Source organism: Rudaea sp., assembly GCF_057139185.1.
The window spans coordinates 1-22,421 of the sequence record NZ_DBNHDN010000037.1 but is presented as its reverse complement, the minus strand read 5'-3'; the positions used below and the strand labels follow the sequence as shown (position 1 = coordinate 22,421).

Below are 22,421 nucleotides of genomic sequence, written 5' to 3'. Positions count from 1 at the left end.
CCAGCGCGACGAGCGCAGCGGATCAATACACCTACGTCGCCGCGCCGACGGTAACGTCGATCGCGCCGACTTCCGGCCCGACCGCGGGCGGCACGACGGTGACGATCACCGGCACGAACTTCACCGGTACGACAGCGGTGAAATTCGGAACGGTGAGCGCGCTGCCATTCACCGTCATTGGTTCCACACAGATCACGGCGACCGCGCCGGCGGGTGCGGGCACGGTTGACGTGACGGTGACGACCGCTGGTGGCACTAGTGCGACGAGCGCTGCGGATCAATACACCTACCTCGCCGCGCCGAGCGTGACGAGCATCAGTCCGGCCACGGGCCCGGTGGCGGGTGGCACGACGGTGACAATTACCGGCACGAACTTCACGGGTGCGACAGCGGCGAAGTTCGGCGCAACCAATGCCACGTCGTTCACCGTGAACAGCTCGACGCAGATCACGGCGACTGCACCGGCGGGTGCGGGCACGGTTGACGTAACGGTGACGACCGCTGGTGGCACCAGCGCGACGAGTGCGGCGGATCAATACACATACGCCAATCCGCCGGTGGCCACCAACGATACGTATACGACGGTAGGTAATACCGCCCTCGTGGTTGGCGTCGCAACTCCGGCGACACCGTATGTGTCTTCGTCGACCCTGTTGCTGGCCAACGATACAGGTTCCGGCGGATTCAACATCACGATCACGCAACTGCCGTCTGGCACCATCACCAATCTCGACACGAATACGGGCGCGTTCGTCTACACGCCACCAGCCGGTTTCACCGGCACCGACACATTCAAGTACACGGTCACCGATTCGACCACGCAGACCAGCGCGCCGGCGACGGTGACGATCACGGTGAGTGGGCGAGTCTGGTACGTCAACGGCACCGCGGGCACGAACGGCAACGGCGTGTCGTCGTCACCGTTCAACACCCTGCTCGGGGTTTCTGCTGCGAGCGGCGACACGATCTTTGTTCAGAGCGCGGGGGCGCCGACGAGCACCAACGGCGCCATCTCGCTCGCCGCCGGCGTCATCCTGTGGGGCCAGGGCACGGCGCTGCCGGCTATTTCCGGCATCACCATCGGCAACACCGGAGCGACGAGCAAGCCGGTGCTCAAGGGCGCGGTTACTCTGGTCGGCAGCAACAGCACGATCAGCTCGCTGGACATAGATACCTCGTCCACGCCCGGCACGATCGCGTTGAGCAACACCGGCGCGCCCTCGGGGATAACGATCCAGAACAACGTCGGGGCGACCTCGAACGGTGCGACTGCGGTCAAGTTGAACGGTGCCAGCGGCAGTTTCACGTTCGTTCGTATCACCGCGAACAGTATCGGAGCCGCGAATGCCGCGGGCATCAGCCTGACCAATGTCGGCGGCACCGGTTTCACGGTCACCGGCGATGGTGCGACCGCGGGCAGCGGCGGTGTAATTTCAGGCTCGTGCAGCACTGGCATCGCGGGCTGTGGCGCGGTGCAGTTGAGCAATGCCGGTACGGTGGCGTTGAACTGGATGAATCTGAGCAGCACCACAGGCTCTGGCGTTTACGCGACCGATACACCGCTGACTGTCGCCAACAGCACCATCGCCAACTACGCGGTCGTGGGTGTCTTCCTGCAAACCACGTCGCTGGCGTCAGGCACGTTCAATCTGCACGACAACACGGTATCGGGCACGAACGGCGATGCGATCCAGGTGCAGGTCAACAGCAGCGGCACCTGGACCGGACACATCAAGAACAACACGATCGGCAATGCCGCAACGGCGAATTCGGGTGCGCTCGGCGGCGATGGCATCGGCGTCGATGTCGCCGGCACGGGCACCGCCACGGTCGATGTGAGCAACAACAAGGTCTACCAGATCAGAAACGGCGTTGGCATCCGTGCCACTTCGACTACCGGCACACTCAACGCCTCGGTACTCAGCAACACGGTGTCGATGGTGCAGATCAGCGGTCTCGACGGTATCTCGGTCGGTTCCAGTTCGACCGTTTGTCTGAACGCTAGCGGCAACACCTCGGCGGCGGCGGGAACGGCTGCCGGCAATTCCCAATACGATGCGGTGGGCCTGAGCGTGCTACAGAATACAACTTCCAGCGTGTTCCGCATCCAGGGATACGCCAACCCGGCCACCAACGATAGCGCGGTACAGGCGTATTTGAATGGCAGCAATACGCTCTCCGGGCCAGCCGGTCCGAGCATCGCCGACCATACCAGCCAAGGTAATGTGAATGGCTTCGGTGCGGCGGTCTGCGCGACAGCGCCGTGAGATGAGCAGGAGAGAGTCATGAGCACGCCTTTCATCGGTGAAATCCGCATGTTCGGTTTCGCGTTCGCGCCGAAAGGCTGGGCGCAGTGCAACGGGCAACTTTTGCCGATCGCGCAGAATCAGGCCTTGTTTGCGATACTGGGCACGACCTTTGGCGGCAATGGCGTACAAACCTTCGGGTTACCCGATTTGCGCGGGCGCGTGCCCATGCATTGGGGCACGGGCACTTTCGGTCCGGTCGCTCTCGGACAGAGAATGGGTGAGGAAGCACACACCTTGATCGCGAACGAAGTACCGACGCACACGCATGTTCCGGCGGGATCCAGCGATACGGCTTCGAGCAGCGGGCCGGTCAACAATGTGCTCGCGTCGAGCACGCAGAGTCCCTATGCGCCCGCTCTGACGAATGCGGTGACGTTGAACTCCGCCACCGTTTCGACGGCAGGCGGCAGTCAGCCGCACGAAAACCGCCAGCCGTTCACGGTCGTCAGCGCGTGCATCGCGCTGCTCGGCGTTTTCCCATCGCGCAACTGAGCGGAGCTGAGACATGGCCGATCCCTTCATTGGCGAAATTCGCCTGTTTGCCGGCAACTTCGCTCCCGTGGGCTGGGCGTATTGCAACGGCTCGTTGCAGTCGATTGCTGCGTATGAAGCACTTTTCACGCTGATCGGAACCACATATGGCGGCGATGGCGTCAGCACGTTCGCGTTGCCCGATCTGCGTTCGCGCGTGCCGATCCACCAGGGGCAAGGCTTGGGGCTCGGCAATTACGTGATCGGCCAGATGGCAGGTGTCGAGAGCGTTACCTTGACCACGAATCAATATCCCGCGCATACACATGCGATGCTGGCGAGCGGCGATGCGGGGAGCGTGGCCGGACCAGGCAACGACGTGCTCGCCGGCAGTACGACGATCAAGGCCTATACCGACTCGTCGCCGAATGTCGGCTTGAATGCGGCAGCCCTGCCGCCGGCGGCCGGCAGTAGTCAACCGCACAATAACTGGCAACCGTCGCTGTGCGTCAGTTTCATCATCTCCTTGTTCGGCATTTTTCCATCGCAGAATTGAGGCTGGCCATGTCCGAACCCTTCGTCGCCGAAATCAAGATATTCGCGGGCAATTTCGCACCGCGTGGTTATGCCCTGTGCAACGGCCAGATCATGCCGATTTCGCAGAATACGGCGCTGTTCTCGTTGATCGGCACCAACTACGGCGGCAATGGCACGTCGAACTTTGCGCTGCCGAATCTGCAGGGCGCCGTGCCGGTCGGTTCGGGACAGGGGCCGGGGCTGTCGCCATGGGTTGTGGGCGAGACGCAGGGCGCTGCCACGCACACGCTGACATCGAATGAAGTGCCCAGCCACCAGCACTCGATGCGCGCCTACAGCAATCGCAGCGGAAGCTATTACAACACGCCGAAAAACGGCTCGTCGCTGGCCGCGAGCCAGGGCGGCGCGCTGTATGCGCCGGCGAACAATCCGACGCCGATGAACCCGGGTGCGGTGCCGACGTACGGAGGCTCGCAGCCGCACAACAACATGATGCCGGGCCTGGCCTTGAGTTTCGTGATTGCGCTGCAGGGCATCTTCCCGGCACGCAACTGATTGGAGTCCCGTATTCATGAAGCTTTCAAAGGCAGGCGAGGCGCTTGGACCGCAACCTTGCGACGAGCGGCGACGCTCCATTTTCCGATGGGTGGCCGCCGTGGCCGGATTCGGTTTGTTGCCGCAGATCGTGCGTTCTGCCGTATCGAGGGAAGCCGCCGTGCCGGCCGTTCGCGTTCTGCGCGCAGATGAAGACGGGCGTCTCGCCGTAGTGCGTGCCGCGGAGGGGATGTCGGGCACGTGCCGCATCCGGGTGTGCGGTGCGGCATCGAGTCTGCCGTTCGCATTGGAGGCACACTACGGCGATCGCAACACGCACCGTTTCTGGCACGCCTGGCGTGAACCCGATGGCGTGATGGCGCAGTCGCATCATGCCGCGGTGACCTGCCATGCGCAGTCGGACGGATTGCGAATGTCCGTGCGTTCTGGCGCAAAAAAAGTGCCCGTCACCATCCCCGCCGAATCGGGCAGGTATGTGCTGGCGATCGATACTGCAGGCAGGGGCGCAATGTCGATCGCGAGCTATCGCCTGCGCGAGCCCGGGGGCGACTGCCGAGAATACGCCCTTGCGTGCCGAAGCACGCAGGCAGCGGCGGGTTTTTCCTACGTCGTGCTGACCGTGGAGCTGCTGGCGGCTTGATCGTGGTGAACCGCTCCGTCGATTCCGCGCGTGCCTTCCTCGGTGCGAAGGCCGGGCGCATGCCCTCGATAGGTTTTCGTCCGGCGGGCGAGAACGATCTCGAGTTTCTCGGCACGCTCTATGCGAGCACGCGCAGCGAGGAACTGGCGCCGGTGCCGTGGTCCGAAGAACAGAAGCAGGCGTTTCTGGCCCAGCAGTTTTCCCTGCAACATCGTTACTACCGGCAAACTTATCCGGCCGCGGACTACCTGCTCGTGTTGCACGCGGACGAAGCCATCGGCCGCATTTACATCGCGCGCGAGGAGGCGGCGATCAACCTGATCGACATCGCCTTGTTGCCGACGCGACGCGGGCGCGGCATCGGCACGGCGCTGTTGGGTGAGCTGATTGATGAGGCGGATCGCGACGCGCGCGCGATCGTGCTGCACGTCGAGCCGAACAATCCCGCGCGCCGGTTGTACGCGCGCTTCGGTTTTCGTCTCGTCGAGAACCGCGGCGTCTACGAATTTCTGCGCCGCGAGCCGCGGGTTGCGGTCAGTTCAGGATGATTTCGTAGCGCATGCCGTCCGCGTCCGGACCGATCGGCACGGTGAACAGATGCAGCGGGCCGTGTACGGGGTGGCGGTATTCGTAGATGCCTTGTGGCAGGGTGCGGTGGGCATCGCGTTCGCGCAAGATGAGGGCGAATGGCGTCGCCGCGCGCGTACGCGACGGGGTGAATTCCCGAATCTCGGCGACATCGAGCGCGATGCTTTCTCCATCGACCAGCGTGATCAGTTTTCCGTCTGGCAGGTCGGCGAAGTCGGCGGAAGAAAGTCGTTCCAGCATCGTTGCATTTTGGAAAGAGCGAATCGTCGCATGATGTCACCAAACATCCTTGACGCCAACACGCCCGCGACGGGACTGGCGGCCTCCGCCGTCGCGATGTTCGCCGAGCGGATCGCGAGCGATCCGGAATGGGCGGCGGCGCTGGCCGGAATGAATCGCGAGGAATCGTTCCGCGCTGCGCTCGTCGCGACGCTGCGAACCGCCGCATCCTCGGATCGATCCGATGCGGATTTGGATTTGCCGTTCCCGTTGCCGCAGATCGCCGTGCGCTTGCCGCACTGGCCGGCTGCGGCACGGCGACGTTGGCATCCGGTCGCGCTCGAATGGGGCGCGCAGGGCGCCGAACTCGTCTGGGCTTGCGGCATGCCGCGTGCCGATGCGCCGTTCCACGGCGAGCAGATGCTGGATTTGCGCATGCGCCCGTTCAACCGCCTGTTCAAGGTATCGACGCCGCTCGACGATAGGTTCGTCGCCGAACTGGAGGCCGAAGCGTTGCCGCTGAAGGGCCTGATCTTCCACATGTCGCGTTGCGGTTCGACCCTGGTCGCGCAGATGCTCAAGGCCTGGCCCGGGGTGCGTGTCGTCAGCGAGCCGGACGTGCTCGATACGGCAATGGGTTTGGGACGTTCCGGCCATGATCCACGAGGCTTGCTGTTGCGCGGCGTGGTCGCAGCGCTGGCACAGCCGGCGGGAAGTGATCGCGGCGTGATACTCAAGCTCGATGCCTGGCATGCGCTGGCCTTCGCCGACATCGCCCCTCGCCTTGGCACGCCGTGGCTGTTCGTCTACCGCGATCCGCTGGAAGTACTGGCCTCGCACCGGCGCGAGCCCGGCAGGCACACCGTGCCGGGCATGCTCGCCGATGCCTGGCTGCCCGAGGACGCGCAAGGCGCGCTTCTGGCGCGGGAAGCGCATGCGGCTTGCGTGCTCGGTGCGATCTGCGCCGCCATCGTTCCGCATGCCCGACGCGAAAATCTGTTGCATTACGAAGAGCTGCCGCAAGCGGTCGTCAGCCGCGTGGCGGCGCAGTTCGACCTCGGCTGCGCGCCTGCTGCCAAGCATCTCGCGCAAGCCGGCGCGAGGCATGCGAAGCGGCCCTTCGAGCCTTTTGTGGCGGACACGCAGGCGAAACGTGCCACGGCCGATCGTGGCATGTACGAGAGCGTCGGCCGCTGGATGCAGGCACCGTATCGCGCGCTCGAGGAGATCCGCACGGTGTTGCGCCGGCTGCGCTTGCCGCTCGATTGCGATCTTGCGGCGCTGCGTGCCGATCTCGCCGCGGTCGCCGCGCAAGGCTGGCATGCGCATTTCAACGCGCAGTACTACGACGGTGAATGGAGTGGCATTGCCTTGCGCGCACAGGCGCATGGGCGCTCGCCGCTGTACGCCGACCCTTCGTGCGGGGAGTTCTCGGATACGGAGGCGATGCGTCGTTGCCGCTACATTCCCCGCTTTCTCGCGCAACTCGGATGTGCGATCGAGTCGGTGCGTTTCCTGAAACTCGCGGCCGGCGCCGGGATTCGCGAGCACCGCGATCCCGGCCTGCGCTTCGAAGATGGCGTCGTGCGCCTGCATGTGCCGGTATACACGCATGCGCGGGTCGAGTTCGCGCTCGGCGGCGAGAGGGTGCCTCTGGCGGAAGGCGAATGCTGGTATCTCAATTTCGACCTTCCGCACCGCATCGTCAATCGCGGCGACAGCGATCGCGTGCATCTGGTGATCGATGCGCGCGTCAATGCGTGGGTGAAGGACTGGTTCGCGCGGTTGCGGGCGCACGCGGGCTGCTGAGGTTTCAGCCGCCCAAACCGAGTCGCTGGCATATCGCGAGCGTCGCCCTGGCGCGGTTCAGAGTATAAAAGTGGATTCCCGGGATGCCGCCGGCGACGAGTTTCTCGCAGAGCTGCGCGACCACGTCGGCGCCGAAGTCGCGGATCGCATCGGCATCGTCGCGAAACGCCTCGAGGCGCTTGGCGATCCAGCGCGGAATCTCGGCGCCGCACATGTCGGAAAATCGCTTGAGCTGCGAGTATTGCGTGATCGGCATGATGCCCGGCGTGATCGGCACCGTGATGCCGGCGCGGCGTGCGTCGTCGACGAAGCGGAAATACGCATCCGGGTTGTAGAAATACTGCGTGATCGCGCCGTTGGCGCCGGCCTCGACCTTGCGCTTGAAGTTGGCGAGGTCGGCATGGGCGTCGCCCGCCTGCGGGTGCATCTCGGGGTAGGCCGCCACTTCGATGTGGAAGAAGCCGTCGTGCTCGCGGCGGATGTACTCGACCAGGTCGCTCGCGTAATGGAACTCGCCGTAGCTGGCCATGCCAGAGGGCAGGTCGCCGCGCAGCGCGACGATGCGCTTGCAGCCCATCGCCTTGTAGGCTTCGACCAGTTTGCCGATTTCCGCGCGCGTGCCGCCGACGCAGGACAGGTGCGGTGCGGCGTCGAGGCCGTGCTCCTCGCGCAGATGGCGGATCGTTTCCGGCGTGTAGCTCAGCGTCGAGCCACCCGCGCCGAACGTGCAACTCACGTAGTCGGGCTTGAGCGACTTGAGTTTCGGCAGCGCTGCTTCGAGCGTTGCGCGCTGTTCGTCGGTTTTCGGCGGGAAGAATTCGAAGCTGATCGGCGTCATCGTGGCACAGGGAAGTTTGCTGAAGTCGCGAGTATATATCTCTTTGTCGCGATGAAGCGATATTGACCTGCGAGCAGGGCTTGCCCGATCCGGGCGCGACCCGTGCATTCCGGCCCATGGGCAATGCGGCGCGGTCCCGGCACAATCGGCGGATTCGCCATCGCAGGTGGGAGGTCGCAATGCGCAACGCACGATTCGCAGGCATGCTGTTGGGAGTACTGGTTTTCGCATCCGCGGCGGCGGAGCCCTCGCCTACGGTGGACAGGAAAGCTGTTGCCGATGTCAGCGGCGCGACGCAGGGCATGCAACACATCGCCGGTTTCTTCGACGTCTATTGTGACGATGCGAAGGGCCGCGTCCTGCTCGGCGTGCACGCTTTCGCGCAGCCGTTCCTGATGATGAGCTCGCTGCCGTGGGGGCTGGGTTCGAACGACGTCGGCCTCGATCGCGGCCAGAGCAGCGATTCGCACCTGGTCGAATTCCGCCGCGTCGGTGCGCGCGTGCTGCTGGTCGAGGACAACACTAAGTTCCGCGCACTGTCGAACAACGCCGATGAGGCGCTCAGCGTGCGCCAGGCCTTCGCCGAATCGGTGCTGTGGGCGGGCGACGTCGTCGGCGAGCGCAAGGGCAGCGGTGGCGCAGTGCTTGTCGATGTGAGTTCGTTGCTGACTTCCGATCGCCACGGCATCGCCCAGCGCCTGAGCGAGACCAAGCAAGGCAAGTACGAGGTTGACGACAAGCGCAGCGCGGTGTCGCTCGCCGAGGCGAAGAGTTTCCCCGACAACACCGAACTCGAGGCGATGGTCACTTTTCGCGGGCCCGGCGAGGGCGCGTTCGTCAAGGACGTGGCGATGGATCCGCAGAGCGTCACCGTGCGCCAGCATCTGAGCTTCGTGCGTTTGCCTGCCCCGGGCTATGCGCCACGTGCCTATCATCCGGCCTCGGGCGGATTGAGCGTCGGCTGGTACGACTTCGCCCAGCCGCTCGCTTCGAGCATCGACTATCGCGTGCAGCCGCGCTTCCGCCTCGACAAGATCGACGCCGCCGGGCACGTGAAGAAGCCGATCGTGTTCTACCTCGATCGCGGCACGCCCGAACCCGTGCGCTCCGCGCTGCTCGAAGGCGCGAACTGGTGGAAGACGGCGTTCGAGAAGGCGGGGTTCAAGGACGCCTATCGCGTCGAGCTGCTGCCCGAAGGCGTCGATCCGATGGACGTGCGCTACAGCCTGATCACCTGGGCGCATCGCTACACGCGCGGCTGGTCGTACGGCCAGCCGATCGTCGATCCGCGCACGGGCGAAATCATCCGCGGCAACGTCACCCTCGGCTCGCAGCGCGTACGCCAGGACATCCTCATCGCCGAAAGCCTGCTCGCGCCGTACGACAAGGCGAACGCGACGGAATTGAAGAACGAGGCCGAGCAGATGGCGCTTGCGCGCCTGCGCCAGCTCGCCGCGCACGAGGTGGGGCACGCGCTCGGCTTCGCCCACAACTTCGCCGCGAGCCGGCTCGGCAACGGCTCGGTCATGGATTATCCGCATCCGCTGCTCACGCTCAGTGCCGACGGGAAGATATCGCTCGACCACGCCTACGGCGTCGGTGTCGGCCCGTGGGACGACTTCATCGTCGCGCATGCCTACGCGCAATTTGCGCCCGGCAGCGACGACTCGTCGTTGGCGAAGTTGCGTGCCGACATCGCCAAGGCCGGCTTTCATTACATCAGCGATCAGGATGCGCGCAACCCCGGCGACGCGGAGCCCGACGGCCTGCTCTGGGATTCCGGGCCCGACACGCTGAAGACCTTCGATGCGCTGCTGACCGCGCGCCGTCGCGCACTTGCAAACTTCTCGATCGGCGTACTGCCGCCCGATCGTCAGGCCGGCGAACTCGAAGCGCGCCTCGTGCCGGTATATCTGCTGCATCGCTACCAGACCGAAGCGGTCGCGCGCCTGCTCGGCGGCGCGAGCTACACCTATTCGTTGGCGGCCGACCGCCAGGCCGGGTCCACGCCGGTGCCGGCGCAGACGCAACGCGACGCACTCGCGCGCCTCGTCGCGACGCTTGGCGCGGACACTCTCGCGCTACCGGCGAACGTGCTTGACCTCGTCACCCCTCCCGGCAACGAATACGCGCGCAGCCGCGAGTACTTCGCGACGAAGGCGGCGCCGATGTTCGATCCGCTCGCTGCCGTCGAAGCCGCGGCTGCGCAGACAACCTCGTTCCTGTTTGCGCCCGAACGCATGAATCGTCTTGCCTGGCAGCACGCGCGCGATGCACAACAGCCCGGCGTCGGCGATCTGCTCGATGCGGTGTTTCGCGGCACCTGGCAGCAGACGCCGCGTGACGGCGTCGCGCCCGCGGCGACGGCCGTGCAAACCGCGGCGAACTGGGTCGTGCTCGACGCGCTGTTGCACGCGCTCGACGATGGCAAGTTGCATGCGCAGGTCGACGCCGATGTGCGCGCTTCGCTGCAGCTGTGGCAGGCGTGGCTGGCGAAGCAGGGCGGTAGCGACGCGACTGCGACAAGCCGTGCGTCCGCCGCGGAAACGATCCGCAGATATCTCGCGGATCCGAAGTCGGTGAAGCTGCGGCCGCTGCCCGTGATCCCGCCCGGCGCGCCGATCTGATGCTGCGCCGATGTCGATCATTCTCACGCCGTTCGCCCGCGCGCGCCTGTTCCCGAAGGAACGCCGCCGCAACACGATCCAGGACTGCACTCCGGAGGAATTCGAGCGCCGCCTCAGCGAGCAGGCGCCGTTCCAGGTGCTCGACGGCTACGCGCCGTTCTGCAAGCTGCACGTGCATCGCAACTGGACTTCGACGCGCTGCCTGACCGTGCCGATCACCGATGACAATCGGCATCTGCTGCGCTCGGCCTACGAGGCGCGCACGAAGGAGGAATTGCCGGTGCTCGTGCGCTGGTTCGAGGGTGTCGAGGCGCCGGTCGCGGCGTATCTGATCGTGATTCTCTACAGCCGCGAGCAACTGGCGAAGGAAGGCTCGCCGATCGATGTCGATTGGGGCGTGGTCGGCTGCCTCTACACCGCAACGCCCGAGGAAATTCCGATGGCGCCGATCACGATGATGCGCAACGCGCTCGGCGTGGGCGAGGGCGGTTCGGGCGTGGCGCTGGATCGCGAGGCGTACCGGCGCAGCGTCGAATTCTGGGAGCACAACGCGAACTGGCGGCCGTAGTTTTTTTCTTCCCTTCTCCCGGCGGGAGAAGGGAAGCGCAGACTCAATGCCGCGTCGGCGCCGCTGCCGCCGGCGGTTCGTCGGCGAACACCGCGGCGACGTCGGTTTCATCGAACACATAGCGGCGATTGCAGAACTCGCAGGTGACCTGCACCGAGCCCTGCTCGGCGAGCACGGCTTCGTTCTCCGCGCGACCGAGCGAGTGCAGCATCGTGCCGACGCGCTCGCGTGAGCAGGTGCAGCCGAATGCGAGCGGCTGCGCGGGTTGCAGGCGCACGTCTTCCTCGTGGAACAGGCGCAGCAGCACCTCCTGCGGCGGCAGGTCGAGCAGTTCGTCCTCGGTCAGCGTGGCGAGCAGATGCTCGGCGCGGTTCCAGCCGTCCGCATCGCCGACCGCGACGCTGCCGCCGGCCGTGGCGACCTGTTGCAGCATCAAGCCGCCGCAGCGCTCTGCGCTCGCGGCGAGCGCGAGCCGCGTCGGCAACTGCTCCGAGCGCTGAAAATACCCTTCGAAGGCGCCGGCGAGTTCGCCATGTTCGACCGGCACGAGGCCCTGGTAGCGCGTGTCGGTCACCGCATTCTCGATCGTGATCGCAAGGCGCGCATCGGCTTCGAGGGAAACGCGCGATTGCGGTTGACTGCCGTCCCAGCGCGCGATGCCGCGCAGCTGGCCATCGTGCGTGCAATCGGCGAACAGCAGGCGCAGCGCGCCGCTTTCGCGCAGGTGGATCGAAAGTCGGCCTTCGAACTTGATCGAACTGGTGAACAGCGCACTCGCGGCCACGGTCTGGCCGAGCAGTTCGGTGAGTGGACCGCCGTAGTCGCCGTTGGCGCGGATCCGTTGCCAGGCCTCGTCAAGGCGCACGATGGCGCCGCGCACGCCGGCGCGTTCGAGCTGGAAGCGGTGCAGGAAATCGTTGGTCGTGGTCATGACTTGCGGGGTCGAATCGTTGGAATCGAAAGCGGCTGGCCGCCGCACAGGACGCCAGTGTATGCGGGCGGACCCGGCACGTTGCAAGAGGAAACCCATGCGATTCGCCACCGGGCGTCAACGATGCGGGCGCTGCGGCGTTGCTGATGTAAACGATGGTGCACCGTTGCCGATCACCGCGATTCCTTGTCCAGACGAACATGTTCACACGCCGGCTTCAAGACGTTCCCGTTGGCGGAAACGCATCCCGCATCGCAAGAACGGGTGTGGTCCGAGCGTTGCTGGCCGCCCTCGCCGGGCTCACCGCTTGCAACGGCGTGACTGCAGGCAGCGCGGAACCGGGCGACGTGCGGTTTTGCCGCGAGGTCAGGCAGTGCCCGGCAAAGAGTCCGCTCGTCGAGAGCATCACCATGCTCCAGCAATCCGGAGCGCGTCCGCGTTTCGACCCGTCGGGCACGCGCGTTGCCTTCGATCGAAAAGACGACCGTACCGGGTTCTACCACGTGTACATCAGCGATCTGGATGGCCACGTTGTGCAGCAGATAACGGGCCGGCCCGGCGATCCGTTCCGGCGCAACAGCGGCAACGCGGTGTTCAGTCCATCCGGTCGGTTTCTGGTGTTCATCGCCGAGGAGAACTCGCACGCGTTGGATCGGGTTGCGAGCACGGGAGACCCCGGCGTCGGCCTGTTTTGCAACCTGTGGGCGTACGATCGGCAGTCCGGGGCGTTCACGCGTTTGACCGATATCGAATACCCGAGCAGCGTCTTGCAGGGAAGGGTCGACTACATGGCGGTGGTCAATCCGCATTTTTCCAAAGATGGTCGCCGGTTGCTGTGGACCGAGCGCTATGCGAACGATCGCAAGAAGAAGTGGGGCGACTGGCGCGTCATGCAGGCCGATGTCGACGACGGCCACGACGGCCTGCAACTGCGCGACATCCGTATCGGCTACACCCCGGCGCAGGGCAACTACGTCACGTACATGGGACAGTTCGACTCGGGACAGTGGCTGGTTTCCGGCAACCTCGACGGGCAGGACGTGTTCGGCATGGATACCTATGCGCTCGACCCGGCCAGCGGGCAGCGCCGCAACTTGACCAGGACGCCGACCTTTTGGGAGGAAGACGCCGACGTGACGCGTGGCCAGCACGTGATCTACATGTCGAACCAGGATTCCGCCTACCGATACGATACCGATCGGGACTGGAAAAAGCAGAAGATCACGCGCGAGTATTACCTCACCGATGCCAGCGGCGCGCATAGCGAACGGTTGACCTATTTCAATGATCCGGGCGCGCCGGAGTATCTGGGCAAGCCGGCCATTGCCGTGGCATCCGACGTCAGCCCCGACGGACGGCTGCTCGTAGGCACGCTCGGCATAGACTACGGCGGCCAGGCTCACCGCATGTTCGATCTCTCGCTGATGCTGATCCGGTTCAAGAACCCGGAGTGAGGCGCAGGTGCATCCGATGACGGCGAGAGCCATCGATGTCGCGGCTTGCGCGATCCGCGAAGACGCACCCTGAAGGCTGCATTTCCGTCCGCGTTGGGCGCCGCTAAAAAAATTCGGGGCAATGTCGATTTCCGCGAACGCCGCTCGTCGTTTCCGTGCAAGGCCGATAAAGTCGGTCAACCAAGGAGACAGACGATGCGCGTGATGGTGTTGGTGAAAGCGACTACAGACAGCGAAAAGGGCATTCTTCCGCGACCGGAAGATTTCGAGGCAATGGCCAGATTCAACGAAGAGCTGGTCAACGCCGGCGTCGTGCTCGCCGCGGACGGCCTCAAGCCCTCCGCACACGGCAAGCGCATCGCCTTCGACGGCGCCACCCGCACCGTCATCGACGGGCCGTTTGCCGAAACCAAGGAACTGGTCGCCGGCTTCTGGCTGTGGCAAGTCAAGGACATGGACGAAGCGGTTGCCTGGGTCAAGCGCTGCCCCAATCCGATGCCGGGGCCGAGCGAGATCGAAATCCGGCCGCTGTACGAGTTTGCCGATTTGCAGAAGAGCACCACGGCGCAGACCGAGGAAATTCGCAGCCGCGTGCGCGAGAAGCTCGATGCAACGCTCGGTCCGGCGGGCGCTTTCGGCGGCCTCGGCAGCTGAGCAAGAGCAGGGCGCAACGGGCGCAAGACCTTGCGCCGCATCGCCGATCCCATCCTTCTTCCATGAGAGAAAGAAAAATGATCGCCAAGAACACGATTTGCCTGTGGTACGACGGCACTGCGCTGGATGCCGCGAAGTTCTACGCCGAAACGTTTCCGGACAGCGCGGTGGGGGCCATCCATCGCGCACCGGGCGACTATCCCGACGGCAAGCAGGGCGATGTCCTCACCGTCGAGTTCACGGTCATGGGCATCCCCTGCCTCGGCTTGAACGGCGGCCCCGCGTTCAAACACAGCGAAGCGTTCTCGTTCCAGGTCGCAACCGACGATCAGGCCGAAACCGACCGCCTGTGGAACGCGATCGTCGGCAACGGCGGTCAGGAAAGCGCCTGCGGCTGGTGCAAGGACAAGTGGGGTCTGTCGTGGCAGATCACGCCGCGCGCGCTGACCGCCGCGTTCACCGATCCGGATCGCGCAGCAGCCAAGCGCGCGTTCGATGCCATGATGAAGATGAAGAAGATCGATGTCGCGAAGATCGAGGCGGCGCGGCGCGGCTGAGGCGGCCAGGTGTGCCGGGAAGCCGGGTGCAAAGAGTGCGGTGCGTTGCGCTGCATTTCCATGGTTGCGTTTGGAGTCGACAAAGCCTAGACGCCGTATAAACATATCGGGCGGAGCGCGTCATGGCGGCAGTCGAACTGGACATCAATCAGTGGGGCCACAATCTGGGTGTGCGATTGCCGGCGGCGATCGCGCGCCGCAGCGCATCTGCGCGCGGACCAGCGCGTGAGCATCGTTGTTGAAGCGGGTCGCGTCGTTGTCACGCCGGTAGAGAATGTGTTCCTCACGCTGGAGCAGCGCCTGGCCAGATTCGATCGGCAAAACCACAGCGGCGAAGCCATGCCCGTCGACGAGCGCGTCGGGGCCGAGCGATGGTGAGCAAACCTGCCCGCAAGCGCGGCGGCACGCCCGCGCGCGCATGGGCGCCCGATCGGCAGGACGTGATCTGGATCGACTGCAACCCGCAAGCCGGTCGGAGGTGGCCTCTCCACAACTGATGGGCCAGATACGAACACGTCGGCGTGGGTCGCACGGTGGCATTTTGAGGCCCTTTCGTTACGTTGCAGCACTGTGTGTCGCCTCCCCGAAACCGAAACTGGGGGCCAGAGTCCAGTTTCGCTCGGAAGCCGGGATCAGAGTCGACTTTCGCTCAATCGCGTGGCCGCAAGGCCAGCAGCAGCCATGCCGCGAGCGCGGCGAGGTCGAGCCACGCGAACCAATCACCCCAACTCGTGTAGAGCGTGTGCGTTTCGCGGAGCGGCAGGTCGCCGACCAATTCGGCGTCGCTGCGTTCGCTGGAGGCTTCTGCGACGACACGGCCGCGATCATCACTCAGCGTAAGCCGGCCGGCATGCGCGGCGCGCGCGACGGCAAAGCCGCTTTCCACGCCGCGCATGATCGCCATGCGGCTGTGCAGCCAGCCATCGACGACGAAATCCGAAGCAGGCACGAGCATCAGTTGTGCGCGCCGCGCCGCATACGCGTTGCCGATGTCGTGATAATCCATGTCCTTGCAGATCGCAAGGCCGATGCGCGGCGTGCCATCGAGCAGGGTATAGCTGTCGCCCGGAGTGTAGTGCTCAAGGCCGATGAGCAGATGATGTTTGTAGTACGCGGCAGGTGATGTGGCACCCGGCTGGAACACCATCAGTGCATTGCGTTTCGCGTTCGGGTCGCCGTTGAAAGCAACACCGGCTCCTACGATCAGATCACGTTGCGTGGCGAACTCGGCGAGCGCGGGAATCGTCGCTTCGGTGGTGGTGAACGACGTCTCCGGGATGAACATGATTCGCGCGCCGGCGGCAGTGAGGCGGTTGAACGCATCGAGGTAACGCGCGGCCAATGCCTGTCCCTCGGGCGTGTTCAATGCAGCGGCGGTGGGTTTGTCCAGCGATACCAGGCCGGCGCGTATCGTTCCGGTTGCCGGTGCCTGAAGTCGCCAGCCGCCGTAGGCGATGGCGGCGATGACGAGCAGCGCCGTGAGCGCCATGGCCACGACTCGATCGCGCGGTTTGGATTGCGGCGCCGCCTGCACCGCGACGGCGGCCGGCACCAGAAGCAAAAGAAAGCCGATTCCCCAGATGCCGGTGACGGCGGCCAGTTGGACGATGGCAAGCGCGTCCATTTGCGTGTAGCTGATATTGAAGAACGTGGCGTAGGGCGAGAGGGCGTTGTTGATGTACTCGATCGCAACCCAGGTGGTTGGCACCGCCAGCGCGGCTGCCAATGCATGGCCACGCACCAACAATCGACGGAACAGCAACACACACAGCGTCAGCAAGATGCCGGCATAGCAGATGCCGTACACCGTTACCGGCAGGGGCATGCCGATGTAGGTGTGCAGGTAGTCCCAGGCGTTGAACCCACCGGCGGTGTATGCCACAAAGGCCGCCAAGGCTGCCCAGTGCGCGCGCACGCGAGGCGCGAGCCACAGCACTGGCAATGGCGCGAGCCAGGTCAGCCACCACTGTGGTTCCACGCCGCTGCCGAACCACCAGAAAATCGCGGACAGCGTGGTTGCGGCCAGCCAGGCGGGCAGCGCGAAACGCTCAGACTTTGATGCCATCGAGCAGTCTCCTCACGGACTTGATGAAGAAGGTGCGAAACTGCGCCTCGTCATAGCTGAAGCGTCCAGCGCGGTAGAGGGCGATCAAGCCGTGCCCGTGCGCCCACAAGCTCATCGCAACGTCGTGCGGGTCATCCTGTTTCAGTACGCCCTTGGCCATGCCGTCGATCACCGCATCCAGCGTGACGTTGAAGGTGGGCGATCGGCGCGCGCGGAAATCTTCCGGAAACAGTCGTGCATCGTCGCGACGCACGGAGAAGGCGTGATCGAACAGGTGCGGATGCGTAAGCGCGTAGTCGAGATACGGCTCGAGCAATGCCATCAGCCGCTTCAGCACATTCGGGTTGCGCGAGCGCGATTCCCATTCGTGCGCGACGCTGTTGAAACTGTCGTCGGAGAGCTTCTTCAACAGCGCATCCCGATTGGGGAAATGGCGATAGATCGCCATCGGCGTGATGCCCACGGCATCGGCTACGCGACGCATGCTCACCGCGTCCGCGCCCTCGCGCTCGAACACCTTGTGCGCGGCCTTGAGGATCTTTTCGGCAGTCGTTGGTCGAGTCATGTATACAGTGTATACATGATGATTGCGGCAATGCAACCAAACGAATGGGCTATCAAGCGCGCGAAAAATAAACCCGGCTCAATTTTTGTTCGGCGCTCAGTTCTTCCGGGCAAATCGGTGATTGACTTATGTACTAAAAAAAGTACAATTCATTCGTGACGCCGATCCTGCAGGTTCACTTCTATGCCGCCGCGTCTGGCGATTAGCCTGTGCGTGACTGGTTGCGCGACCTCAAACGCGAGGATCGCAAGGCGGTCGGCGAAGACATCAAGACCGTGCAGTTCGGCTGGCCGCTCGGCATGCCGCTGGTGCGCAAGATGGAAGCGGGTCTGTGGGAAGTGCGCAGCAGGATCGGACAAGGGATAGCGCGTGCTGTTCACTGTCTCGGGTTCGACCATGGTGCTGCTGCACGGGTTCGTGAAGAAATCGGTCAAGACACCGGCGGCGAATTTGAAGATCGCCAGGCAACGCAGATCGGAGGTACACAATGGCTAAGCGCAAGAATTCCATCGGCTCGAACTTCGACGACTTCCTCGCCGACGACGGCATGCTCGCCGAAGCGACGGCGACCGCTATCAAGCGCGTGATCGCCTGGCAGATCGATGAAGCAATGAAGGCCGAACACATCACCAAGAAAGAACTCGCCGAACGCATGGGCACCAGTCGTTCGCAGCTCGATCGTCTACTCGACGAAAGCGATGCTGGCCTCACGTTGGAAACGCTGAGCAAGGCCGCTCACGCGCTGGGGAGGCAAGTGAGGGTGGAACTGGTCGAGGCGTAGCCGACGGTCCATGAAAAGTGGTTCTGACCCCTGTTCGCCTGTTCGGCCCCAATCTGGCGCCACTTTTGGTGCGATTCGGCAAACACGATCACAATTCCGACGGCGAAGTTACGGGTGGCTTTGACGTCGCGCTATCGCAGCGTTATGTTGCCCAAAGAATCGGGGGGATTCGCATGGGACGCGCGAAGGGGAATCAGATCGAGAATCTTGCGACGCTGCCGTGGCCGGTAGGCGCCGTCTTTGGCGTGGGCGGATTTTTTGCGATCCGCACCTTGTTGCCGATGTTCGTCAAAGGCAATCCATTCGCACCCGTTGTCGCGGCGTTCTACGTGCCGATGTCATGGTTTGTGCTGGTCGTCGGCCTGATCGGCGCGGTAATGTCGTGGGTGAAGCAACGACACCGCCGCAAGCTGTTCGACGCGCAGCAAGGATTGGAAAGCATCGCCGCGCTCGGCTGGAGACATTTCGAGCAACTCGTCGGCGAAGCGTTTCGCCGCCAAGGCTACATGGTCGAAGAAACCGGACTCGGTGGCGCCGATGGCGGCATCGACCTCGTCCTGAGCAAGAACGGTCGCCGCGTGCTCGTGCAATGCAAGCAATGGCGGCAAAGGCAGGTGGGCGCGAAGGTCGTGCGCGAGATGTACGGCTTGCTTGCTCATCATCGAGCGGACGAAGTGAAGATCGCGTGCAGCGGCACCTACACCCGCGACGCACAGGAATTTGCGAAAGACAAGCCGATCGAGCTGATCGGCGGCGAGGAATTGCTGCGGATGGTGCGTGAAGTGCAAACCGCGTCTACGCAAACGACACGCATAGTTCAAACCGCCGAAATCGCCGCAATTACTTCCACGCTTATCGCGCCGCCGGCCTGTCCAAAATGCGGAAAGCCAATGGTGGAACGAAGTAACCGGAAGACGGGGCAGAAGTTCTGGGGATGTTCGGCGTTTCCTCTTTGTCGAGGCGTGCGATGAGCACGAAAAAGTGCACTCTGACCCGAGGTGTTGTTTTACCTTGGCGTTACGGCAAGCTATAAGCAAGTGATGGAAGGGGGCAAGATGCGAAGAGGGCGCTATTTTCTGGCACGGGTCATTAAACTGGGAGAGCTCGATCAACAAAAATTGATCGATGCAATAGTCAAGGCGCCCACTATGCCGATGGGCCAATTTGAATGGACGATCACAGACGTTGTTGACAAACGTTCTGCGACTGAACCGTATGTCTTCGGCAACCTCGCAAAGTACTCTCGGCAAGGCCAGGTTAACCCCCTTTGGCGAACCGTGGGATGTGGAAACTGGAGTCAGAATCCACTTTTGACCCACCCAAACAAAACGGACGCCTCGCGGCGCCCGTTTTGCTTCAATCTGCGATGACCCGCAAGCCAATCAGTAGCGGTAGTGCTCCGGCTTGTACGGCCCGTTCACGTCCACGCCAAGGTAAGCGGCCTGAGCGTCGGTCAGCTTGGTCAGCACCACGCCGATCTTTTCCAGGTGCAGGCGCGCGACTTCCTCGTCGAGCTTCTTCGGCAGGCGGTAGACGGTCTTCTCGTACTTGTCCTTGTTCGCCCACAGGTCGATCTGGGCGAGGGTCTGGTTCGAGAACGAGTTCGACATGACGAAGCTCGGGTGGCCCGTGGCGCAGCCGAGGTTGACGAGGCGGCCTTCGGCAAGCAGGAAGATGCTGTTGCCGTTGGCAAAAGTATACTTGTCCACCTGCGGCTTGATGTTGGTGTGCTTGACACCGGCCAGCGCCTTGAGCGCGTCGACCTGGATCTCGTTGTCGAAGTGGCCGATGTTGCAGACGATGGCCTGGTCCTTCATCTTGGTCAGATGATCGAGCGTGAGCACGTCCTTGTTGCCGGTCGTGGTGACGTAGATGTCACCCTGGCCGAGCGTGGACTCGACCGTGTTGACCTCGAAGCCTTCCATCGCCGCCTGCAGGGCGTTGATCGGGTCGATCTCGGTGACGACCACGCGCGCGCCGTAGGCACGCAGGCTGTGCGCCGAACCCTTGCCGACGTCGCCGTAGCCGCAGACCACCGCGACCTTGCCGGCGAGCATCACGTCCATCGCGCGCTTCAAGCCATCGGCCAGCGACTCGCGGCAGCCGTAGAGGTTGTCGAACTTCGACTTGGTCACCGAGTCGTTGACATTGATCGCGGGCACGAGCAGCTTGCCGGCTTCGGCGATCTGGTAGAGGCGGTGCACGCCGGTCGTGGTTTCTTCGGAGACGCCCTTCCAATCCTTGACCACGCCGGTCCAGAAGCCCGGGCGCTCCTTGGCGACGCGCTTCAACAGGTTCTTGATCACCTGCTCTTCGTGCGAGGACGAGGGCGAGTCGACCCACTTGTCGCCCTGTTCGAGCTCGTAGCCCTTGTGGATCAGCAGGGTCACGTCGCCGCCGTCGTCGACGACGAGCTGCGGGCCCTTGTTGCCGGGGAAGGTGACCGCGTCGAGCGTGCAGTCCCAGTATTCTTCGAGCGTCTCGCCCTTCCACGCGAACACCGGCGTGCCGGTGGCGGCGATCGCGGCGGCGGCCTGATCCTGCGTCGAGAAGATATTGCACGAGGCCCAGCGCACATCGGCGCCGATGTCCTTGAGCGTTTCGATCAAGACCGCGGTCTGGATCGTCATGTGCAGCGAGCCGGTCACGCGCACGCCCTTGAGCGGCTTGGCGGCGGCGTACTGCTTGCGGATCGACATCAGGCCCGGCATCTCGTGCTCGGCGATATCGATTTCCTTGCGGCCCCAGTCGGCGAGCGACATGTCGGCGACCTTGAAATCTTTGTGTTCCGTGGGTTTTACGACGGCGTTCATCGGATTCACTCCAGTGATTGCGGGCGCGGTTCGGAATGGTGACCCGAAAGCCCGCCGAGCCTGATTCCGCGTGGTTGCGGAAATGCAGCGCCCCTCGGCAGGAGAGGTATCTGTCGCGTTGAGCGGCCGCCTGCGGCGGCTGGCTCGAACGCGACGCTGGGGCAATTATATCTCTAAATCGCGATAAAAAGATGTTATCGCTGGACGCCACGCGTTTGCTACGACTCGTGCCGTTCGGTCGGCCCTGCGGATCGCGCAATGCCCCGGCGCCCTTTGCCGTCATTCCCGCGTGCTTCTGGCGGGAATCCAGCAACCTTGCGTGCGTTGGGTTGCGAAAGCGGAGGCACTGGATGATCAGCCCTTCGACTGGTGAAAGCCCAGGCAGAGGTATGCTGGAATGATGGAGCTATGGTTTCTAGAAGCGCGCAATCTCGTTTAACACATTTGCGCTTTTCTGTGTTTATTTCTGCTTGAACTCTAATACCAACGGGTAAAATTTCACATCCATCGGAATAATCCGACCATCTGACATTTTAACATCCCCGAAGTTTACGCTGAAAACGCTATAGACAGACACCGGTTCCGCATATCCGAACACCACGCAACCATACGAAAAACTCACATGATCACTCGACTCACGCACCTCATACATCGAACTAATTTTTGGATCCACTTCGACGTACTTGCTTTTTAGATCAATACTCGAGGCCGATGGTGCAGTACTACTTGAGGAGCATAAGGATATTTTTTCAACATAAGTCTTAATTGGATGTAACACTGCCCCGGAAGCCAAAGTTAAAATTCCGTTTAGCTCATATCTATAGCCAAGAAGGCTCTTACCCAACCCTATACGCACCGTTATCAAAAGCGGTTTATCTGGCGCAGAGTCAGGTATCAATCTGCCATCCTGCATGTTCAAGCTGTTCGACATTTGAAACCGGTAAGAGACATCATTGTCATATAAATTCGGTTGGGTCCGGGCTGAAAGTTCTCTTGTGTATCGAGGTGTTCTTTCAGGCAGCCTGCCGTATTCATTAGCTGAATCGTTTTTCACAGGCATGCTATAGGTATGCACTACGCTACTCGTGCACCCGGTAACTGATAGAAATGCGAGAATCGCGAATATTTTCATCCGGGCAGTGTTCATTGTCTGGCGCCGCCGTCTTTTTCAAGCAGCCTAAGATCGTACCAATACGATCTCACTCCAAATCCATAGTATTGAGCGGCAGCTACAGGAGCGATAGTCAACGGATTGAGCACACTGAATACATTATTGGAGACTGTAGAGAATCCCATAACCGCTGCAGATCACCTGACCTGCCGGGTTTTCTCGGACCACGGATTAGTTGAGAGTGGCCCCCGGGTTGGTTGATGGTTTTTGCTTTCGCTGTTGCTTCTGCAGAATCTTATTCTGCTGCTCTGGATCTTGCTGCTTGAACA

Annotated in this window: 22 protein-coding genes, 1 pseudogene and 1 riboswitch; of the genes and pseudogenes, 16 read left to right on the top strand and 7 right to left on the bottom strand. The window is 63.0% G+C overall.

All coding sequences use genetic code 11. From position 1 onward, the window contains the following. The 6 genes from AC16HO_RS12635 to AC16HO_RS12610 form a co-directional block, all read left to right on the top strand. A partial coding sequence (locus AC16HO_RS12635) for a beta strand repeat-containing protein (protein WP_484335481.1) occupies positions 1 to 2,267 on the top strand: 2,267 nt, incomplete at its 5' end. A gap of 18 nt (positions 2,268 to 2,285) precedes the next feature. Further along, positions 2,286 to 2,801 carry a phage tail protein gene (locus AC16HO_RS12630; RefSeq protein ID WP_395644352.1) on the top strand — a complete coding sequence of 172 codons (516 nt, stop codon included), beginning with the start codon at positions 2,286 to 2,288 and terminating at the stop codon, positions 2,799 to 2,801. 13 nt (positions 2,802 to 2,814) lie between these two features. Then, positions 2,815 to 3,336 (top strand): phage tail protein, encoded by a 522-nt coding sequence (locus tag AC16HO_RS12625; RefSeq protein WP_395644351.1) that lies wholly within the window; start codon positions 2,815 to 2,817, stop codon positions 3,334 to 3,336. Between the two features lie 8 nt (positions 3,337 to 3,344). Continuing rightward, entirely contained in the window at positions 3,345 to 3,872 is a 528-nt protein-coding gene (locus tag AC16HO_RS12620; RefSeq protein WP_395644350.1) for a phage tail protein, read from the top strand. Between the two features lie 16 nt (positions 3,873 to 3,888). Next, the gene (locus tag AC16HO_RS12615) at positions 3,889 to 4,512 is read left to right on the top strand and encodes a hypothetical protein (protein WP_395644349.1); all 624 of its coding nucleotides are present in this window, start codon (positions 3,889 to 3,891) and stop codon (positions 4,510 to 4,512) included. A gap of 5 nt (positions 4,513 to 4,517) precedes the next feature. Beyond that, the gene (locus AC16HO_RS12610; RefSeq protein WP_395644348.1) at positions 4,518 to 5,060 is read left to right on the top strand and encodes a GNAT family N-acetyltransferase; all 543 of its coding nucleotides are present in this window, start codon (positions 4,518 to 4,520) and stop codon (positions 5,058 to 5,060) included. Here the strand turns inward: AC16HO_RS12610 and AC16HO_RS12605 are convergent. Continuing rightward, positions 5,047 to 5,340 carry a DUF6916 family protein gene (locus AC16HO_RS12605; RefSeq protein ID WP_395644347.1) on the bottom strand — a complete coding sequence of 98 codons (294 nt, stop codon included), beginning with the start codon at positions 5,338 to 5,340 and terminating at the stop codon, positions 5,047 to 5,049. The two genes, AC16HO_RS12610 and AC16HO_RS12605, sit on opposite strands and share 14 nt — an antisense overlap. A 30-nt stretch (positions 5,341 to 5,370) precedes the next feature. On the opposite strand from AC16HO_RS12605, the gene AC16HO_RS12600 reads away from it, so the two are divergent. Beyond that, on the top strand, positions 5,371 to 7,128 hold the full coding sequence (locus AC16HO_RS12600; RefSeq protein ID WP_395644346.1) for an aspartyl/asparaginyl beta-hydroxylase domain-containing protein: 1,758 nt from the start codon (positions 5,371 to 5,373) through the stop codon (positions 7,126 to 7,128). Between the two features lie 4 nt (positions 7,129 to 7,132). Here the strand turns inward: AC16HO_RS12600 and metF are convergent, their stop codons facing one another. Next, positions 7,133 to 7,966, bottom strand: coding sequence for a methylenetetrahydrofolate reductase [NAD(P)H] (metF, locus tag AC16HO_RS12595; protein WP_395644345.1), 834 nt, complete (start codon positions 7,964 to 7,966; stop codon positions 7,133 to 7,135). A gap of 179 nt (positions 7,967 to 8,145) precedes the next feature. On the opposite strand from metF, the gene AC16HO_RS12590 reads away from it, so the two are divergent. Then, positions 8,146 to 10,593 carry a zinc-dependent metalloprotease gene (locus AC16HO_RS12590; RefSeq protein ID WP_395644344.1) on the top strand — a complete coding sequence of 816 codons (2,448 nt, stop codon included), beginning with the start codon at positions 8,146 to 8,148 and terminating at the stop codon, positions 10,591 to 10,593. 10 nt (positions 10,594 to 10,603) lie between these two features. After that, the gene (locus AC16HO_RS12585; protein ID WP_395644343.1) at positions 10,604 to 11,161 is read left to right on the top strand and encodes a DUF3228 family protein; all 558 of its coding nucleotides are present in this window, start codon (positions 10,604 to 10,606) and stop codon (positions 11,159 to 11,161) included. Positions 11,162 to 11,204: 43 nt separating this feature from the next. On the opposite strand, the gene hslO is transcribed toward AC16HO_RS12585, so the two are convergent. Beyond that, the gene (gene hslO, locus AC16HO_RS12580; protein ID WP_395644342.1) at positions 11,205 to 12,092 is read right to left on the bottom strand and encodes an Hsp33 family molecular chaperone HslO; all 888 of its coding nucleotides are present in this window, start codon (positions 12,090 to 12,092) and stop codon (positions 11,205 to 11,207) included. Positions 12,093 to 12,370: 278 nt separating this feature from the next. Here hslO and AC16HO_RS12575 point away from each other — a divergent pair, with 278 nt between their 5' ends. The 4 genes from AC16HO_RS12575 to AC16HO_RS12560 all read left to right on the top strand — a co-directional run bounded on the left by AC16HO_RS12575 (position 12,371) and on the right by AC16HO_RS12560 (position 15,135). After that, positions 12,371 to 13,546: a TolB family protein gene (locus AC16HO_RS12575; RefSeq protein ID WP_395644341.1), complete on the top strand. Its 1,176-nt coding sequence runs from the start codon at positions 12,371 to 12,373 to the stop codon at positions 13,544 to 13,546. 195 nt (positions 13,547 to 13,741) lie between these two features. Beyond that, positions 13,742 to 14,200 carry a YciI family protein gene (locus AC16HO_RS12570; protein WP_395644340.1) on the top strand — a complete coding sequence of 153 codons (459 nt, stop codon included), beginning with the start codon at positions 13,742 to 13,744 and terminating at the stop codon, positions 14,198 to 14,200. Between the two features lie 77 nt (positions 14,201 to 14,277). Further along, positions 14,278 to 14,757: a VOC family protein gene (locus AC16HO_RS12565; protein ID WP_395644339.1), complete on the top strand. Its 480-nt coding sequence runs from the start codon at positions 14,278 to 14,280 to the stop codon at positions 14,755 to 14,757. 225 nt (positions 14,758 to 14,982) lie between these two features. Then, positions 14,983 to 15,135, top strand: a complete 153-nt coding sequence (locus AC16HO_RS12560; RefSeq protein ID WP_395644338.1) for a hypothetical protein — start codon at positions 14,983 to 14,985, stop codon at positions 15,133 to 15,135. 271 nt (positions 15,136 to 15,406) lie between these two features. Here AC16HO_RS12560 and AC16HO_RS12555 read toward each other — a convergent pair whose 3' ends face one another. Together AC16HO_RS12555 and AC16HO_RS12550 are read right to left on the bottom strand one after the other, a co-directional pair. Then, positions 15,407 to 16,822: a nitrilase-related carbon-nitrogen hydrolase gene (locus AC16HO_RS12555; protein WP_395644337.1), complete on the bottom strand. Its 1,416-nt coding sequence runs from the start codon at positions 16,820 to 16,822 to the stop codon at positions 15,407 to 15,409. After that, positions 16,806 to 17,387 (bottom strand): TetR/AcrR family transcriptional regulator, encoded by a 582-nt coding sequence (locus AC16HO_RS12550; protein WP_395644336.1) that lies wholly within the window; start codon positions 17,385 to 17,387, stop codon positions 16,806 to 16,808. The genes AC16HO_RS12555 and AC16HO_RS12550 overlap by 17 nt, the downstream gene beginning before the upstream one ends. A 209-nt stretch (positions 17,388 to 17,596) precedes the next feature. On the opposite strand from AC16HO_RS12550, the pseudogene AC16HO_RS12545 reads away from it, so the two are divergent. From AC16HO_RS12545 to AC16HO_RS12535, 3 genes and pseudogenes are all read left to right on the top strand, one after another. Then, positions 17,597 to 17,882, top strand: a pseudogene (locus AC16HO_RS12545) (type II toxin-antitoxin system RelE/ParE family toxin). Beyond that, positions 17,875 to 18,168 (top strand): helix-turn-helix domain-containing protein, encoded by a 294-nt coding sequence (locus AC16HO_RS12540; protein ID WP_395644335.1) that lies wholly within the window; start codon positions 17,875 to 17,877, stop codon positions 18,166 to 18,168. The pseudogene AC16HO_RS12545 and the gene AC16HO_RS12540 overlap by 8 nt, the downstream one beginning before the upstream one ends. Before the next feature lie 173 nt (positions 18,169 to 18,341). Beyond that, a complete protein-coding gene (locus AC16HO_RS12535; protein ID WP_395644372.1) occupies positions 18,342 to 19,139 on the top strand; it encodes a restriction endonuclease in 798 nt (265 codons plus the stop codon). 411 nt (positions 19,140 to 19,550) lie between these two features. Here AC16HO_RS12535 and ahcY read toward each other — a convergent pair whose 3' ends face one another. Both ahcY and AC16HO_RS12525 read right to left on the bottom strand, forming a co-directional pair. Continuing rightward, the gene (gene ahcY / locus AC16HO_RS12530) at positions 19,551 to 20,981 is read right to left on the bottom strand and encodes an adenosylhomocysteinase (RefSeq protein ID WP_395644334.1); all 1,431 of its coding nucleotides are present in this window, start codon (positions 20,979 to 20,981) and stop codon (positions 19,551 to 19,553) included. A gap of 14 nt (positions 20,982 to 20,995) precedes the next feature. Beyond that, positions 20,996 to 21,083, bottom strand: a riboswitch (S-adenosyl-L-homocysteine riboswitch). Positions 21,084 to 21,441: 358 nt separating this feature from the next. Beyond that, entirely contained in the window at positions 21,442 to 22,035 is a 594-nt protein-coding gene (locus AC16HO_RS12525; RefSeq protein WP_395644333.1) for a hypothetical protein, read from the bottom strand. Between the last annotated feature and the right edge of the window lie 386 nt (positions 22,036 to 22,421).

What these genes read in the sequence shown, in the direction of transcription:
- AC16HO_RS12605 (WP_395644347.1), bottom strand. Translation starts at nt 5,340, where the DNA reads ATGCTGGAACGACTTTCTTCCGCCGACTTCGCCGACCTGCCAGACGGA.
- AC16HO_RS12615 (WP_395644349.1), top strand. Translation starts at nt 3,889, where the DNA reads ATGAAGCTTTCAAAGGCAGGCGAGGCGCTTGGACCGCAACCTTGCGAC.
- hslO (WP_395644342.1), bottom strand. Translation starts at nt 12,092, where the DNA reads ATGACCACGACCAACGATTTCCTGCACCGCTTCCAGCTCGAACGCGCC.
- AC16HO_RS12625 (WP_395644351.1), top strand. Translation starts at nt 2,815, where the DNA reads ATGGCCGATCCCTTCATTGGCGAAATTCGCCTGTTTGCCGGCAACTTC.
- AC16HO_RS12570 (WP_395644340.1), top strand. Translation starts at nt 13,742, where the DNA reads ATGCGCGTGATGGTGTTGGTGAAAGCGACTACAGACAGCGAAAAGGGC.
- AC16HO_RS12600 (WP_395644346.1), top strand. Translation starts at nt 5,371, where the DNA reads ATGATGTCACCAAACATCCTTGACGCCAACACGCCCGCGACGGGACTG.
- AC16HO_RS12590 (WP_395644344.1), top strand. Translation starts at nt 8,146, where the DNA reads ATGCGCAACGCACGATTCGCAGGCATGCTGTTGGGAGTACTGGTTTTC.
- AC16HO_RS12630 (WP_395644352.1), top strand. Translation starts at nt 2,286, where the DNA reads ATGAGCACGCCTTTCATCGGTGAAATCCGCATGTTCGGTTTCGCGTTC.
- AC16HO_RS12535 (WP_395644372.1), top strand. Translation starts at nt 18,342, where the DNA reads ATGGGACGCGCGAAGGGGAATCAGATCGAGAATCTTGCGACGCTGCCG.
- ahcY (WP_395644334.1), bottom strand. Translation starts at nt 20,981, where the DNA reads ATGAACGCCGTCGTAAAACCCACGGAACACAAAGATTTCAAGGTCGCC.
- AC16HO_RS12540 (WP_395644335.1), top strand. Translation starts at nt 17,875, where the DNA reads ATGGCTAAGCGCAAGAATTCCATCGGCTCGAACTTCGACGACTTCCTC.
- metF (WP_395644345.1), bottom strand. Translation starts at nt 7,966, where the DNA reads ATGACGCCGATCAGCTTCGAATTCTTCCCGCCGAAAACCGACGAACAG.
- AC16HO_RS12565 (WP_395644339.1), top strand. Translation starts at nt 14,278, where the DNA reads ATGATCGCCAAGAACACGATTTGCCTGTGGTACGACGGCACTGCGCTG.
- AC16HO_RS12585 (WP_395644343.1), top strand. Translation starts at nt 10,604, where the DNA reads ATGTCGATCATTCTCACGCCGTTCGCCCGCGCGCGCCTGTTCCCGAAG.
- AC16HO_RS12555 (WP_395644337.1), bottom strand. Translation starts at nt 16,822, where the DNA reads ATGGCATCAAAGTCTGAGCGTTTCGCGCTGCCCGCCTGGCTGGCCGCA.
- AC16HO_RS12620 (WP_395644350.1), top strand. Translation starts at nt 3,345, where the DNA reads ATGTCCGAACCCTTCGTCGCCGAAATCAAGATATTCGCGGGCAATTTC.
- AC16HO_RS12550 (WP_395644336.1), bottom strand. Translation starts at nt 17,387, where the DNA reads ATGACTCGACCAACGACTGCCGAAAAGATCCTCAAGGCCGCGCACAAG.